Source organism: Corynebacterium lubricantis DSM 45231, from assembly GCF_000379425.1.
GTDB lineage: Bacteria > Actinomycetota > Actinomycetes > Mycobacteriales > Mycobacteriaceae > Corynebacterium > Corynebacterium lubricantis.
Genome location: NZ_KB902181.1, coordinates 88,210 through 102,789, shown reverse-complemented (window position 1 = coordinate 102,789; position 14,580 = coordinate 88,210). Strand labels below are relative to the sequence as shown.

The following is a 14,580-nucleotide window of genomic DNA, read 5'->3' as shown; positions in this document are numbered from 1 at the left end:
ACGTCAATCTTCTTTGAAAATAAATTCTCGATGATTAACGTCAGCACAGCGGTCAACAGCCAATTGTAGGCAAAGTGACCACGGTCTTCCGCCAGTCTAACAGTACGGGCGTTTTGTTGGCATGTAATTCGAGCGCGTAATCCTCTTTTAAGGTGTTCGCTTACCCCCGTTCGGGCTACGCTCAATGCAGATAAAGCGCGATCCACCAAGGATCCACAGAAATTCAACCACCGCAGAAAGTGCGCCTCGCCATGAATTACGATCAAAATTCCCTCGTTGAACAGCTCCAACAAGATGGAGTTGCCTTTGGGTCTGACAATCTCAACAACTGGGCACTAGAAGAATCGTTGTTTCATTCCCTCGATCAGATTCATGAGATGGATCTCCCCGAGATTGGGGTAGTGGTTCTCGAGGGCACGTCGGATTCTGCGGCGACTTTGCGCGATCTGGCTCAAGACATGAATCTAGCCACTGGCATTGACACGGTAGTTGTTCGCACTCCCAACTCCGTGGCGGTCGTGAGCGATACGTTGGACCGGGCGGAGATTGAAACGGCGCAACGTGCATTAATGGCGGAACCCGATTATGCGACAGGGCTTCACGCGTTTGCCGAAAGTGTCACGAGCTTTAACATTCCCTGGTTGGCCGTATCAGTTGTCGTCGCGCTCGCGATCGTTGTCGTTTTGTTCGCTACGGCCTACTTCTCTAAGCGGCGTTAAGTTCCCCTTCCTGTATTTTTAAGGCCTCTCAGGCAGTCAAGGAAGATAACTTGAACCCCTGAACTGTTGTCGAAGAGTTATGTCAATGTGATCTCTCCTGTGGTGAATATCACATTTTTTGTGCGTGTCGTTAAATATGCAGGCAACGGACCCGGTAAGTCATGGGAAATGACTTGACCGAAGTTAAAGATGGTAAAGATTCTGCAACGAAGTGACAAAGTGGCTTATGGTACTGGTGTCGGCTCGCGAGTCGGTGTCAATGCAATTGAAACACTTCAGTATCGAAGGATCGGTTCGGGCATGTGGGGAAGCACGCCAAGCTCCGAAAAATGATGCTGTGGGGAATCGGTATGGCACTTCGCTCGTGCGCCTTCTCCCTGTAGTCGATCAGCAACAATCACACGTCAAGGTGAGCACCTTGACCTTTTTGGGCTATGTTCATGCCTTTATGAACGCATGCCCACTTTGACGTGCGGTGTGAGGAGCACCTACGTGGCTTATCCATATGCCCCTGGGCGCGGGCTGCGAGTCAAAACTTGGCTTGCCGTCGTCGCCAGTACAACGTCCATATCTCTCGTCGCATTTTCTGCGCCTGCCATGGCCCAGGAACGCGGTGTCTCTGCGAGCCAGCTGGTGTCGCAAATTTCGGATGCCCAGGCAAATATCGACCAATTGAATTTGACGGTCGGTGACCTGCGCGAGTCGGTCAATCGCGCGATCGTTGATTTAGGCGACGCTAGGTCTGCAGCTGAGCAAGCCCGTAAGGGGGCCGAGGAGGCGCGCAAGCAGCTCGATGGCTCACAAAAGGCCGTGGCGCAGGCACAGAAGGCTCTCAATGAGCTATCCCGTTCAACCTATCGGGCGGCCGGCACGTCTGGACCTGCCAGCCAAGCCACCAGCGGAGACGCGCAGAAAGACGCACTTGAACGCAGTGCTTACCTGCAACGAGAAAAGCGCGACAAGCAAGACACCTTGACTGAGCTCGAGCATCAACGCACCGTAGATGCCAACAACGAATCCTTGTTACGCCAAGCTAGCCAACTAGCGAGCGATCGCGCGGACGAGGCCACGGCTGCGGAGGCTCACGCTCAAGAACTTCTGGCTGAGAGCCAAGCCAATCTTGAGTCGACTCTTGATCAGCGCTCTGTAGCGGAGGATGAACTTCAGCAGGCACAGGAAGAGCTGGAAACTGTTCGGCCAGGTTCTGCGGGGACACCGGACCATAGCCCCGCGCCTCAAGCAGCCGCTCAAGAGGACGTCACTGAGGAAGCTAAGGAAGCTAAGGAAGCTGAGGAAACTCAGGAAGCTGACTCTGACTCTTCTGCCGATTCTGCAGTCGATGGACAGTCTTCGGAAAACTCAGAAGAATCAGAATCTTCCGACAATAAGGTCTCAGAGAAGGCCGAAGATAAGATCTCAGAGCAAGCAGTCGAAGTAGCGTCCGAGTCCGCTCCGAGTTTAGAGATCTCACAGCCTTCTTCGGCCAATGTGGCTGAGGCGGTTAATAGCGTTGAGCTGAGTTCCGGATCCTTTGACGAGAGTAATGCTGCCGACATCGCTGCGGCGGCGGGACTTGTCGCCGCAGTTCTCGTCGTCATTGCGTCGCAGGGAGACACCGATTTTGCCGATCTGTCCTCATTCACTGGTAGTCCCGAGACTTTTGGGCCCGCAGTAGATGAGGTTGACGCTTCAATAGCCGAGGTGGCGGATACCGCCGAAACCACAGCGACCGAAGAGACCACAGCGACCGAAGAGACAACCGAGGATTCGTCTACCCCGGAAACCACGGAGACATCCCCCGAACTCGCGCCAGAGACCGATCCGGCAGGCGACTCGTCGTCAAGCACTGACTCCGATGTCACCTCGACGATCCCTCCTACGACCGGCGAGATCGCCCCCGGAGGAGAAGGGCTTGAGGCGCTTCTGCCGCAGGTCCCTACCGCTGAGGATGTCAGCGACCAGGCCAACACACTCGCACAGGACTCGTCGCGCGAGGCGCAGATCGAAACCGTGATCGCTCGTGCCGAATCCCAGCTGGGAACGCCTTACGCGTGGGGCGGAGGCAATGCGAACGGACCAACCCGCGGCATCTCCGATGGCGGGGTGGCCGATAGCCACGGCGACTACAACAAAGTCGGATTCGACTGTTCTGGACTGACCATGTTCGCCTTCTCGGGCGCCGGAATTTCGCTCCCGCACTACACCGGTTACCAGTACCAGCGCGGCACCAAGATCTCTCCGAGCGAAGCTCAACGCGGAGATCTGCTCTTCTGGGGTCCACAGGGAAACAGCCACGTTGCCATCTACTTGGGCGACGGAATGATGATCGAAGCACCAGCTTCCGGCGACGTAGTGAAGAAGTCACCTGTGCGTTGGTCCAGCATGTCGGAATACGCTGTTCGTCTAATCTAATCTAGAACGAAAGTTTGATAGGCTCATACGCATGTCATTGAGCGATTATGATGCACTCCTCGTCCTTTCTTTCGGTGGACCCGAAGGTAATGACGAGGTTGTGCCTTTTCTAGAGAACGTCACTCGCGGCCGGGGCATCCCCCGCGAGCGACTCGAGCAGGTCGGCGAACATTACTTCAATTTCGGTGGTGTCAGCCCGCTGAACCGGCTCAACCGCGAGATCATCTCGAACGTCGAGAGCGAACTTGCCTCCCGCGGTCATGATCTTCCCGTCTATTTCGGCAACCGAAATTGGCACCCGTTTGCCAACGACACTGCCCAGCAAATCGCGGCGGACGGTCATAAGCGCGTGCTTGTCTTCGCCACTTCTGCATGGGGCGGCTACTCGGCGTGCCGCCAATACGACGAGGACATCGTCGGTATGCGCGAAGTCACCCCGCAGATCGACTTCACCAAGCTTTGGCAGTTCTACGCGCACCCTACGTTCATCAGCCTCATGGCTGCGGACCTTAAGCAGGCATGGGACGGCGCCAACCAAGCCGAAACTAAGGTCCTGTTCACCGCGCACTCCGTGCCCACGGCCGCTGACAAGGTAGCTGGCGGTCCTGATGACGCACATCTGTACTCCCGCCAGGTGGAGGAGGCCTCCCGGTTGATTGCCGAAAAGGCAGGAGTTACTGAGTACGAGGTCGTGTGGCAATCGCGCTCGGGCAACCCGGCAACGCCGTGGCTGGAGCCTGATGTCGTGGACCGAACCGAAGAACTCGCGGCCGCAGACAGCTCATTCAAGCACCTCATCTGCGTGCCGGTCGGTTTCATCTCCGATCATATGGAAGTGATCTGGGATCTGGATTCCGAGCTCAAGGAGTCGTGCGAGGAGCGTTCCATCACCCTGACGCGCACGCCAACGGTGGGCCACACACCGGAATTTGCGCAGATGGTCGTCGAAATTGCTGAGACGATCGGCCGCGAAGAGGAAGTGGAATCGCTGTCCACAGTGACGGTTCAGGGCTGCACCGTCAACGGCGCGCCGTGCTCACCTGGCTGCTGTCAGCTCTCGCGCCAATAGTCATGCACCGCATCCGCAACGCCCGCCATCCGGGCAGTGCGGATGTGGCGCCACAGCGCAAACAACTGCGGATCGAGGCTGTGATCGCCAATGCGATCAGTGACCGTCTCGATGATCGCAGCAACCTTGTCGGCGCGAGCAAATAGCTTCGCCGCCCGCGGGGTCACCCCGTTGGGCAGACCTGGGGTGTCATAGAAATCCGCCAGGGAGCCCACCGTTAGCCGCGGGTTCCGCAGCTCGGAAGTGCGATAGCCCAGTGCCTCAATCAACTGCGCGGCCTGCTCCGTTGCCTGCGACAGCAACTGATCCGCCTCACCCGGCGTTAACCACGCCGGTTCCGGGAGACGGGCTTCTTCCTCAAACCACCGCCAGTGCACGCCTTCGGTGGCATAGGTGGGGACAAGGATGTGCGACAGACCGCCAGATTGCTTGACGACGATTGCCCCCGCCCTGGTCAGTGCCTCAGCAGCAGGGGAGCCAGCCGGAATCCCGGCCGCCTGCCCGGGCCCCCACAAAATAAGCCGAATGACGGGATCTTCACTTGCAACGTCGGCGACAGCGCGGATCTCGCGCAGCATGTCCGTGATCGGACCGCCGTCCCAGGAGTGCTTGCCTCCCAGAGCGGTCAGCGCGCTCAAAAGTTCGTCGGTGGACTCGTCCCCGTACAGCCAGGCGGCCAACCAGACCGCGGTATTTTGCAGGGGAGAATAGACTTCGGCGCGCATATCCACGGAGGGCATTCTAGCCGATAGACTTACCCGACTATGAAGTCTGATGATCGTTACCGTGGCGATATTCTTTCCGGTCATGCGCGCAACCAAGCACCCACCTACCCAGAGGTTCCTGCCAAGCCGGGCATCGTCGTAGAGGTCTATGGCGACGATTTTGTTGGGGCCGTGATCAACTTTGAGAAGACCTACCAGGGCCATTTCGTTCGCTTGGAGGATCGTTATGGCACCCAGCGGCTCTTTCAATTGCTTCCCGGTGCCTTCCTTTATGAGGGGCATCGGGTGACGTTGACGCGCTTCGTCGCAAAGCGTGCTCCTGCGCGATCCAATTCTGGCTCGCGCAAAGTAGAGAACGTAAAGGCGAAAGTGGCGGCGCCTTCGCGGATCTGGGTCGAGGGTATCCACGACGCGGCGATCGTCGAAAAGGTCTGGGGGCATGATCTGCGCGTCGAAGGTGTTGTCGTGGAATATCTTGAGGGCCTAGACAACTTGCCGGAGCGTCTGGCTGAGTTCGGTCCTGAACAGGGTCGTCGGATCGGCGTCTTGGCTGACCACTTGGTGGAAGGATCGAAGGAAACTCGCCTCGTGCACAATGTTGGCCCGCATGTGCTGGTGACGGGCCACCCGTACATTGATATCTGGGCTGCGGTGAAGCCGGAAAGACTGGGCATCCGCGCATGGCCTGAGGTGCCCTACGGCGAGGATTGGAAGACGGGGGTGTGCCAGCGGCTGGGGTGGAGTGATCCGAAGGAAGGGTGGAACCGTGTCTATGGTGCGGTTAACTCGTTTCGAGACCTGGATTCGACCCTGATCGGTGCCGTTGAAAGACTCGTCGATTTCGTAACTAACCCTGGTTTAAGTAAAGAAGATCTGTAATGTTTGAGGCGTGGGCCCCTTAATTTGGTTAATCGCAACGCTAGTCCTCGCCGGCCTTGAGCTGGCCGTGGGCGAATTTACTCTGCTCATGCTCGCCGGTGGTGCTCTCGCCGCTACCGGTGTTGCCCTTCTCGGGGTCCCTCTCTGGGCGGAAGTCGTCGTATTCGCTGGTGCATCTGCAGCGCTGCTGGTCTTCTTGCGGCCGCTTTTGAAGCGTCGCTACCACCAGCCCCGGGCGCTTGATACCTCCCCGAAGGCCCTCGTTGGAACTAAAGCGGAAGTCATTGAGACGATTACTTCCTCTGGTGGCCAGATTCGCCTCGACGGATCGATCTGGTCGGCAAAATCTATTGACCCATCCGAAAACATTCCGGTGGGAGTGCACGTCACGGTCGCGGAGATCGACGGGCCGACTGCCATTGTTTGGAAGGATTCCTAAATCATGATTGCAACCATTGTCGTAATACTTGTCCTCGTCCTCGTGGTCGCGGTGGTATTTAAGTCCATCGCGTTGATCCCGCAGGGCGAGGCTGCCGTAATTGAGCGACTGGGTTCCTATACCCGTACGGTCTCCGGTGGCCTGACCCTACTGGTGCCCTTTATCGATCGCGTGCGCGCCCGCGTTGATACTCGTGAGCGAGTCGTCTCGTTCCCGCCTCAGGCCGTGATTACCCAAGATAACCTGACAGTCGCCATCGACATCGTGGTGACGTTCCAGATCAATGATCCCGCCCGCGCGATTTACGGCGTGGACAACTACCTCGTCGGTGTGGAGCAGATTTCCGTTGCTACCCTGCGTGACGTCGTCGGTGGCATGACCCTGGAAGAAACTCTCACTTCCCGTGAAACCATTAACCGTCGCCTGCGCGGCGAGCTCGATGCCGCGACCGCGAAGTGGGGCCTTCGCATTAGCCGAGTCGAGCTGAAGGCGATTGATCCGCCACCATCGATTCAGCAGTCGATGGAGATGCAGATGAAAGCCGACCGCGAGAAGCGCGCAATGATTCTTACCGCAGAAGGTCAGCGCGAATCCGACATCAAGACTGCCGAGGGTGAAAAGCAGGCGCGAATCCTTTCCGCAGAGGGTGAGAAGCACGCGTCGATTCTCCAGGCAGAGGCTGAGCGACAAGCCACCATCCTTCGTGCTGAAGGTGAGCGCGCCGCAAAGTACCTCAACGCTCAAGGTGAGGCCCGCGCAATTCAAAAGGTCAACGCAGCCATTAAGTCGTCGGAAGTCACGCCTGAGGTCTTGACCTACCAGTACTTGGACAAGCTGCCACAAATGGCGCAGGGCGAGGCGTCAACGATGTTCATGATTCCTTCGCAGTTTGGAGATTCGCTCGAGCAGTTTGCGAAGGCGTTTGCCAAGAAGGACGAGGACGGGGTCTTCCGCTACGAGCCATCCAAGGCCGATCAGGAGACCAAGGAAATGGCCGGCCAGGATGATACCGATGCCTGGTTTGATACCTCCTCGGATCCTGAGATTGCCCGCGCCGTCGCCGAGGCACGTGCCGTGGCGAATAGGCCAGCAGATTCGCCGATCGCCGCCGAACTCGAGCAGTTGGAGCGCAGCTCCAGCACTGGTGCTCCGACGCTGCCAGCGTCCGCAGGGGACACACTGAAGCAGGAGCAGCCACAGGAGCGGCCGGTTACTGAGCCTGAGGAGAGCTAGCCCAGCTAATTAAGTTCACCGCAAGCTGCCAGCCAGCTTGCTCAGCCTGCCACCCAGCCGCCTGAAGGCGTTGGCTCATCGCCTGTTTGGAGATGTCCAACTCCAGGGCGGCTTCGTTTTGGTTCAGGCCCCGGCGCACAAGTGAGGTGGCCTCGCGGCCTTCGACGGTGCGCTTAGCCAGCACGTGAGCGATAAGCGCGAAGGTCGCCTCAATATCGCGCGCCTCAGTGCCGACATCAGCCTTGTCAACGTTGACACGGACCTGTGCTGGGCGTGTGCCTACTGCCTCAGTCGCCGCAAACACAGCTGGTCCGTGCTGGGTGATTCCGAGCCCAATGGCCCAGTTTCCGTCAGAGAGCAGGGCCATAATCAGATCGACGGTTTCGACAGGCCCGCTGACGTGCGCACGGATGTCTTCGACACCTACTTCTTCAAAGGTGCCCACCCCGGGGAGGGTGGCTAAAGCCTCAGCTGAGCGGCGAACGAGATCTGCGCGGCGGGTCTCTCGGCCGCGGTAACGAGCGTGGACGGCAATCATGCTTCTAGTCTACTTTCTGGCCTTGACGATTGGCAGATCGGGCATCAACAATCAAACCAATGATGCCGATGACTGCCAGCACTACGGTGGCAACGACCACAATCGGATTGGCCTGCCCCGTCAGCGTATCCCCAAACAACACAGTGACCACTGTTCCCGGCGCCGAGCCGATCAGCGTGGCCACGGTGAATGGCACCACCTTGATCTTTGTCAGTGCTGCCGCATAATTGAGCACGGAAAACGGCACTGCAGCGATCATCCTTAAGCTGATCACCGCGACCCAGCCCCGCTGCTCCAGGTGAGTGTTGATCTTTTGCACCGTCGGATGCGTGAGCCGGGGCGCAATCCAATCGCGTAGCAAGCCGCGCACGATAAGCAACGAAATTGCGGCGGACACGGTAGTGGCTGTCACCGCAATGAGGATGCCCCAGCCGGTGCCGAACAAGACGCCTGCCGAAAGCGTCATCACCGTTCGAGGAATCGGGAGTTGGGTGATGCCCACGTACATCAGCCAGAACAAGACGGGAAACCAAGGGCCCGTGGAATCCGCCCAGTCGCGCAATACCGAAAGTGGCGGAACATCGATTGCTGCCCACAAAGATATAAAAAGGACCGTCGCTAGGGTGAGAAGGAGGATTCTGAAGCGATTCGCGGTCATAGAGGAATAGTGTAGGCGGGCCACTGCGATTCCTCCTACACTAGGGAGCAGGTGTTCAGTAGATACAACCAAGGAGAATTCCATGAGCGATTTGCGCAATGACCACGGCCCGAACCCTTACGTGCTCAACATTGAGAACGTCACTTTGGAAAATGATGCCTTCCGTGACACGTTGTGGACCGGCCAGTTCCTGCAGATGACGGTCATGTCCATTCCGGCTGGTGGTGAGATCGGCGCGGAAGTCCATGCTGATCACGATCAGTTCCTGCGCCTTGAAGGTGGCACCGGTCGTTTCATGATCGGTAATTCCCCCGACGACCTGGAGGTCGACCAAGACGTAGAAGCGGACTTCGCTGTGTTCGTGCCGGCAGGTAAGTGGCACAACATGGTCAACAACGGCGACGAGCCGGTGAAGCTGTACTCCATCTACGCGGCCCCAGATCACGTCAAGGGCACTTTCCATCAGACGAAGGAAGACGCTGACAACGACCCTAACGAGCAGGACTAAAAGGTTGGTATGCCCAATAGGGTTATACTTGCTAGACAGATAACCCTAGGGAAAGGAGACTGCTTTGTCTCGCTTAACTGATTACTTTGATTTCACGGGGAAGACCGTGCTCATCACCGGTGCTTCCGGTGGCATCGGTGCTGCTACGGCAGAGGCATTCGTCGATAATGGCGCAAACGTTGCTCTCATCGACCTCAACGCTGAGGCGCTTGCAGAGCTCGCAGACAAGCTGGCCGCGCCGGAGCGCGTGCTCACCGTCGCTGCCGATGTGACCGATCCGGAGCAGGCGAAGAACTATGTCGACAAGACCGTTGAGCGCTTCGGCACCGTCGATGTCTTGTTCAACAACGCCGGCATTTCTGGCACCGTTGATCGCATCGAGAACCTCACCCTGGAGCAGTTCGACCAGGTCATGAACGTCAACCTGCGCGCCGCGTTCATCGCGATGCAAAACGTGCTGCCGATCATGTACGAAAAGGGCAAGGGTTCCGTTGTGAACACCGTGTCCATTAACGGCGCGATCGTCGGTGCTTCGCCGATGTCGCCGTACACCTCCTCCAAGTTTGGCATCCGCGGCCTGACGCACCAGGCCGCCCGCGAGGGTGTGTCCAAGGGCGTGCGCGTCAACGGCATCCTGCCGAGCCAGGTAGACACGAACTTGATGCGCAATGTGGAGAAGGCCTGGGATTCCGAGCACCCAGAGAAGGCGAAGGAGACCTTCGAGGCCGGCACCGTGATGGGTCGCTACGCGCGCCCCGACGAGATTGCCAACGTGGTTGTCTTCCTTGCCTCCGACGCGGCGTCGTACATCAACGGCGCAGACATCGCCGTCGATGGCGGTCGTCTCGCTTAATTCGCTTTACGACGAAGCACTGCCCCGGCTCCACGTGCACATGGAGCCGGGGCAGTGCTTTTTCTTTTGCTACTTCGGTAGCGGCTTAAACGCTGTTTCCTTGGCGCCGATATAGAACATGGTGGAAATGGCCATAAGCGTGACCAGGTACCACGGGAAGATATTTTCCATGCCCACACTGGCGAGCTGGGTACCGATCAGTGGAACCGTGCCTCCGATGACACCCACGGTAAAAGCATAAGGGAAACCGAATCCTGCCGCGCGGAACTTCTTCGGGAACAGCTCGGTGTAGAGCGGGACCACGGCTGCCTGAAGGGATGCCACAAGAGCGTTGCCTACCGACTGCACCAGGATGAGCCGCACAACGCTGTCGTTGAGCAAACCCAGAGCTGGCACAGTGATCAGGGTGAGCAAGACGCCAGCGGTGATCATCACCGGTTTACGTCCGAACCGGTCGGAGAATTTGCCGGCAATCAATACTGCCACGATATTGACGAAGTTGGCGATCAACAGCGAAAGGTTGCCCCAGCTCAGATCCAGGCCGTGGTAGGTATTGGCGAAGGTAGGGAAGTAGGAGCCCCACGCGTAGACCATCGCGGTGAAACCAACGGTGAGTCCAACGACCTGGATGGTCTGCTTTGGATGCTTGCGCATTGGCTCGAAGATGGCGGACCAGCTAAATTTCTTCTGCACAGACGAGGTGTCTACCGTGTCCTCCATGTGACGTCGCAGGAAGACTCCCAGTACCGAGAGAGCGGCGCCGAAGATGAAAATGACACGCCAGCCCCAGCTGCCCATCGCATCGTCGCTAAGCGTGAAGCTAAATGCAGCGACCATGAGGATCACCAGGATCTGGCCAAAGTAGCCAAAGCAGGTAAACAGCGCCGCCACCCAGCCACGGCGGCCCTCGCCGGCTGACTCCATGGCCAGGGCGGCCGTGGAGGAGAACTCGCCACCAATGGCTACGCCCTGCACGATTCGGGCGAGCAACAGGATAATCGGGGCAAGCACTCCGACCTGCTCGTACGTCGGCGCGATACCGATGATCAGGCTGGCCGCACCCATGCCCCAAATGGTGAACAGCAGTGCGGGGCGTCGTCCAAACCGGTCAGCGATCGTGCTGACCACCAGACCGGAAAGTGGGCGGACGATGAAGCCCACGGCCATGATGCCGAATGAACCTAACAACGAGGTAAGAGGATCGGCATCGGCAGGGAAGAAGAGGTGCGAGAAGTAGACCGCGAGTAGGGCATAGGCGGTCCAATCGAACCACTCAACGATCTGGCCGACAGCCACACCCGCCAGTTGGTTCTTCGGAATGCCGAGCACTTTCCCGGGCTGATCATCCGCAGTTTGAGACGACGAGGTTGACACTATTGTTCCTTCTATCAAGACATAACGACGATCCCCAAAGCAGTTAGTTGCTCCGGCTGATCGTCGCTAGGAGTGCGGTTATTTACTTGTACCAGTTGGTATTCAACGCGTAGTCGCGGATATTTGCGATGCGCTCATCCGTGTAGAACACGCCACGAGTGCTCTTGTTCTTCGTGACCAGAATGCGCTTGGCGATGCGCCAGCCAGCCTCAGTCTTCTCCAAGTCATCGACGTACATGCCGCCAGCGCGGACCTCGAAGACGATATTTGGCTTATCCGTGGTCTGGAGGGTCACCCAGGAGACCTCAGTGATCGTCCGGGCGGTGTCGCCGTCGATGTGGTAGTGGGTGTTGTTCAGCAGATGCTGGCCCGACAAACGGGTCGAATCGTTGGAACTTTGCAGCAACTTCTTCAGGTCGGTCGCCTTGATAGGCTCGATTCCCTCATCGGGAGCCTCGAAGGTTGCTTCTTCGGTCCACGCTTTGTCGTACAGGTCCCAGTTACGCTGATCGAGGCCCTGAGAGTAGGCGACGAGTGCGTCGTGGATCTCAGTGCGTGTGATCAGGTCTTCGTTTGTCAGTGCCATGGTGTCTCCGGTGTCTCCTTGAGTTTGACGTACCGCTCAGTCTAGTGCGATGGACTACTCGGTACAAAACATTCTAACGCCAAGAACAAAGGAAACACCAATATTATTTCCGCCGGCAAAGTGGGAATCGTGGGGTAACACCCAGTAGGTGCAGTTTGCCAGATATCACCATTATCTGACCTGGGGTTTTAGTTTACGCCCGACGTTAGGTCCGCTTTTCGACCAACTGGAGCCCCCGGCCCGAACCTAACGCACTGCGAAATATAAAACCGCAGGTCGTAGAAAACAAAGTCGTGCAAAGTGCACATCTTTAAAGATTTAAATAAAAAAGTGTGCGACTCCAAACATTTAATGTCTGAAACCGCACACATAATGGTGCCCGGAGGGGGACTTGAACCCCCACGTCCGTTAATAGGACACTAGCACCTCAAGCTAGCGCGTCTGCCATTCCGCCACCCGGGCTGGGTATTGTTTTCAACCTCTCGGCTGGGCACTTGAAGTACTTTATCCCGAACTACTAACTACACACAAATCGCCACGTTAACCGCATAATTGAGGCGATAAAATTGCATCGTTGTAATCCATCACATCTTTGACTCGATTCAGGTAGAAAAGAACTATGGCTACAAACACACCAGATTATGTGCAAGACCAATTCCCAGGTCCTGATCCTTATGCACCTTTGAAGGACCTGCCATCGTTTACTCTGACCTCCACGGACTTGGAAAATGGCCAGGAACTTCCGGAAAAGCTTCGCGCTCCGGAATCCATTTCTCCGCAACTCTCGTGGTCCGACCTTCCCGCAGGCACAAAGTCCCTGGCAATCACGTGTTTTGATCCGGATGCGCCAACCGCATCCGGCTTTTGGCACTGGGCAGTCTTTAATATCCCTGTGTCAGTCACCGAACTGCCTACGGGAGCGGGCTCCGATGCCACTCTGCGCGGACTCGATGGGGTAGTCACTCTCAAGGGTGATTCCGGGCTGCGCGAGCACTACGGCGCTGCACCTCCCGCAGGCCATGCACCGCATCGTTACCTGTATGCTGTACATGCTGTCGACGTAGAGGAATTGGACATCGATCCCGATTCCACTGCCACTGTCCTCGGCTTTAACCTTTACTTCCATTCCATTGCGCGGACAGTGCTGTGGGGATATTACGAGAACAAGTCTTAAATGATTCCTTTACAAATTCGCGTGGGCGGTGCCTTCATGGCACTCGCCCTCGTTCTGATCATCCAAGCTGTCATCGCCTTCATCAACGGTGGCGGAGTGTTTACTATCACGCTCGGCAGCGTCTTCATTTGGATCGGTGCATTACTCTTCGGAGGCTTTGCGACGATGCGCCGCGACCAGCCAGCCTCAAAGAAGCAAGTAGCAGCGCTCATCGTCGCCGTTGCGCTGATCCTGCTTAGCGTTTTCCTGCCGACGATTGAGCTCGGCGTCATGGCCACCTACTGGTTGGCAATGTACGCCGGTGTCGCGGTGCTCTGCGCGCTTATATTGCGTCGTTCCGCCATGTAAGTCCGCTGCCCACCGCTTCGCTGATGTTGCTGAGGCCGTGGGCTCGGACTTGGCTTGCCAAACCGGTGTGCACGGAGTGAATCCACCCGAGGCCACCGTAAATGAAAGGCGTATAGCCTTGGAGCAGGTTTGCGCCTGCCGTAATACGTTCCCATGCTCGCTCAGGCGTGGAAATACCTCCCACGCTAATGATGAGCAGTTTGTCGCCTACATGCTTGCGCACGAGCTTGAGTACTTCAAGCGAGCGTTCGTTGAGCGGATCCCCGGAGATTCCGCCAGCTCCCATTGCAGCGACCTCGTCGGAGTCTGTTGCCAGTCCTTCGCGCGAGATCGTGGTGTTAGTGGCAATAATACCCGCCAGACCCAGCTCGATAGCGAGGTCTGCGATCTGCAGGATGTCGTCGTCAGCTAAGTCAGGTGCGATCTTTACCAATACCGGGGAATCTGTCGCTTCTTTTACTGCGACGAGTAGGGGCCGCAATTCTGCGACGGCCTGCAGGTCGCGCAGACCAGGCGTGTTTGGAGACGAGACATTGACCGCGACATAGTCCGCGAGATTACCTAAGGCCGCGGCTCCTTGGCGGAAGTCGGCAACAGCGTCCGTTGACGTCTTATTCTTTCCGATATTGATGCCGACGACATCCGAGGACTTCCGCTTCTTTAGTCCTTCAGCAACCTCGAGCGCACCCTTGTTGTTAAAGCCCATCCGGTTGAGGATGGCTTTATCTTGAGGCAAGCGGAAGAGGCGCGGTGCGGGATTGCCAGGCTGCGGCTTGGGTGTGACCGTGCCAAGCTCTGCGTAACCGAAACCGACGGCACCCCACGCGTCAATTGACGCAGCGTTCTTGTCGAAACCTGCGGCTAGGCCGAGCGGCGCGGGAAAAGTGGTGCCCAACAGCTCCTGGGAGAGGACGGGATCTTTGACCCGCACCGCGGACTCCATTGCCCGGTTGACCACGGGGACCGAGTGGAGGGTTTTAAGCCCTAAGTTGATAATCCCGTGGATGCGCTCCGGTGGGATGAGAAACATTGTCTTAAGCGCTAGGTCATAAAGGCCCATGGTGA

Annotated in this window: 16 protein-coding genes and 1 tRNA gene; 10 read left to right on the top strand and 7 right to left on the bottom strand. The window is 57.4% G+C overall.

Annotated elements, in window-relative coordinates; genetic code table 11:
- Positions 1-251: 251 nt before the first annotated feature.
- The 3 genes from A37O_RS0100530 to A37O_RS0100520 all read left to right on the top strand — a co-directional run bounded on the left by A37O_RS0100530 (position 252) and on the right by A37O_RS0100520 (position 4,200).
- Positions 252-719, top strand: coding sequence for an Rv1476 family membrane protein (locus tag A37O_RS0100530; RefSeq protein WP_033377626.1), 468 nt, complete (start codon positions 252-254; stop codon positions 717-719).
- Between the two features lie 492 nt (positions 720-1,211).
- The gene (locus A37O_RS16860) at positions 1,212-3,131 is read left to right on the top strand and encodes a DIP1281 family NlpC/P60 protein (protein WP_281167704.1); all 1,920 of its coding nucleotides are present in this window, start codon (positions 1,212-1,214) and stop codon (positions 3,129-3,131) included.
- 31 nt (positions 3,132-3,162) lie between these two features.
- Positions 3,163-4,200 carry a ferrochelatase gene (locus A37O_RS0100520; RefSeq protein ID WP_018295533.1) on the top strand — a complete coding sequence of 346 codons (1,038 nt, stop codon included), beginning with the start codon at positions 3,163-3,165 and terminating at the stop codon, positions 4,198-4,200.
- Here A37O_RS0100520 and A37O_RS0100515 read toward each other — a convergent pair.
- Positions 4,182-4,931, bottom strand: a complete 750-nt coding sequence (locus A37O_RS0100515; RefSeq protein ID WP_018295532.1) for a hypothetical protein — start codon at positions 4,929-4,931, stop codon at positions 4,182-4,184. The two genes, A37O_RS0100520 and A37O_RS0100515, sit on opposite strands and share 19 nt — an antisense overlap.
- A gap of 33 nt (positions 4,932-4,964) precedes the next feature.
- Between A37O_RS0100515 and A37O_RS0100510 the strand changes: the two genes are divergently transcribed.
- Genes A37O_RS0100510 through A37O_RS0100500 form a run of 3 tightly spaced genes read left to right on the top strand, consistent with a single transcriptional unit; the run spans position 4,965 to position 7,476 of the window.
- Positions 4,965-5,804: a DUF3097 domain-containing protein gene (locus tag A37O_RS0100510; RefSeq protein WP_018295531.1), complete on the top strand. Its 840-nt coding sequence runs from the start codon at positions 4,965-4,967 to the stop codon at positions 5,802-5,804.
- A gap of 10 nt (positions 5,805-5,814) precedes the next feature.
- Positions 5,815-6,243, top strand: coding sequence for an NfeD family protein (locus A37O_RS0100505; protein ID WP_018295530.1), 429 nt, complete (start codon positions 5,815-5,817; stop codon positions 6,241-6,243).
- A 3-nt stretch (positions 6,244-6,246) separates the two neighbouring features.
- Positions 6,247-7,476 carry an SPFH domain-containing protein gene (locus tag A37O_RS0100500; RefSeq protein ID WP_018295529.1) on the top strand — a complete coding sequence of 410 codons (1,230 nt, stop codon included), beginning with the start codon at positions 6,247-6,249 and terminating at the stop codon, positions 7,474-7,476.
- Here the strand turns inward: A37O_RS0100500 and A37O_RS0100495 are convergent.
- Positions 7,454-8,014: a hypothetical protein gene (locus tag A37O_RS0100495; protein ID WP_018295528.1), complete on the bottom strand. Its 561-nt coding sequence runs from the start codon at positions 8,012-8,014 to the stop codon at positions 7,454-7,456. The genes A37O_RS0100500 and A37O_RS0100495 overlap by 23 nt on opposite strands.
- Positions 8,015-8,018: 4 nt before the next feature.
- Positions 8,019-8,672 (bottom strand): TVP38/TMEM64 family protein, encoded by a 654-nt coding sequence (locus tag A37O_RS0100490; protein ID WP_018295527.1) that lies wholly within the window; start codon positions 8,670-8,672, stop codon positions 8,019-8,021.
- A gap of 82 nt (positions 8,673-8,754) precedes the next feature.
- Between A37O_RS0100490 and A37O_RS0100485 the strand changes: the two genes are divergently transcribed.
- Positions 8,755-9,180 (top strand): cupin domain-containing protein, encoded by a 426-nt coding sequence (locus tag A37O_RS0100485; RefSeq protein ID WP_018295526.1) that lies wholly within the window; start codon positions 8,755-8,757, stop codon positions 9,178-9,180.
- A gap of 64 nt (positions 9,181-9,244) precedes the next feature.
- Positions 9,245-10,033, top strand: a complete 789-nt coding sequence (locus A37O_RS0100480; RefSeq protein ID WP_018295525.1) for an SDR family NAD(P)-dependent oxidoreductase — start codon at positions 9,245-9,247, stop codon at positions 10,031-10,033.
- Positions 10,034-10,102: 69 nt separating this feature from the next.
- On the opposite strand, the gene A37O_RS0100475 is transcribed toward A37O_RS0100480, so the two are convergent.
- The 3 genes from A37O_RS0100475 to A37O_RS0100465 all read right to left on the bottom strand — a co-directional run bounded on the left by A37O_RS0100475 (position 10,103) and on the right by A37O_RS0100465 (position 12,455).
- Entirely contained in the window at positions 10,103-11,407 is a 1,305-nt protein-coding gene (locus A37O_RS0100475; RefSeq protein ID WP_018295524.1) for an MFS transporter, read from the bottom strand.
- A gap of 82 nt (positions 11,408-11,489) precedes the next feature.
- Complete coding sequence (locus A37O_RS0100470; protein WP_018295523.1) at positions 11,490-11,993, bottom strand: nuclear transport factor 2 family protein; 504 nt, start codon at positions 11,991-11,993, stop codon at positions 11,490-11,492.
- Between the two features lie 373 nt (positions 11,994-12,366).
- Positions 12,367-12,455, bottom strand: a tRNA-Leu gene (locus tag A37O_RS0100465).
- A gap of 157 nt (positions 12,456-12,612) precedes the next feature.
- Here A37O_RS0100465 and A37O_RS0100460 point away from each other — a divergent pair.
- Positions 12,613-13,167 carry a YbhB/YbcL family Raf kinase inhibitor-like protein gene (locus A37O_RS0100460; RefSeq protein ID WP_018295522.1) on the top strand — a complete coding sequence of 185 codons (555 nt, stop codon included), beginning with the start codon at positions 12,613-12,615 and terminating at the stop codon, positions 13,165-13,167.
- Positions 13,168-13,515 carry a hypothetical protein gene (locus tag A37O_RS0100455; protein WP_018295521.1) on the top strand — a complete coding sequence of 116 codons (348 nt, stop codon included), beginning with the start codon at positions 13,168-13,170 and terminating at the stop codon, positions 13,513-13,515.
- Here A37O_RS0100455 and A37O_RS0100450 read toward each other — a convergent pair.
- Complete coding sequence (locus A37O_RS0100450) at positions 13,490-14,575, bottom strand: quinone-dependent dihydroorotate dehydrogenase (RefSeq protein WP_018295520.1); 1,086 nt, start codon at positions 14,573-14,575, stop codon at positions 13,490-13,492. The genes A37O_RS0100455 and A37O_RS0100450 overlap by 26 nt on opposite strands.
- Positions 14,576-14,580: the final 5 nt, after the last annotated feature.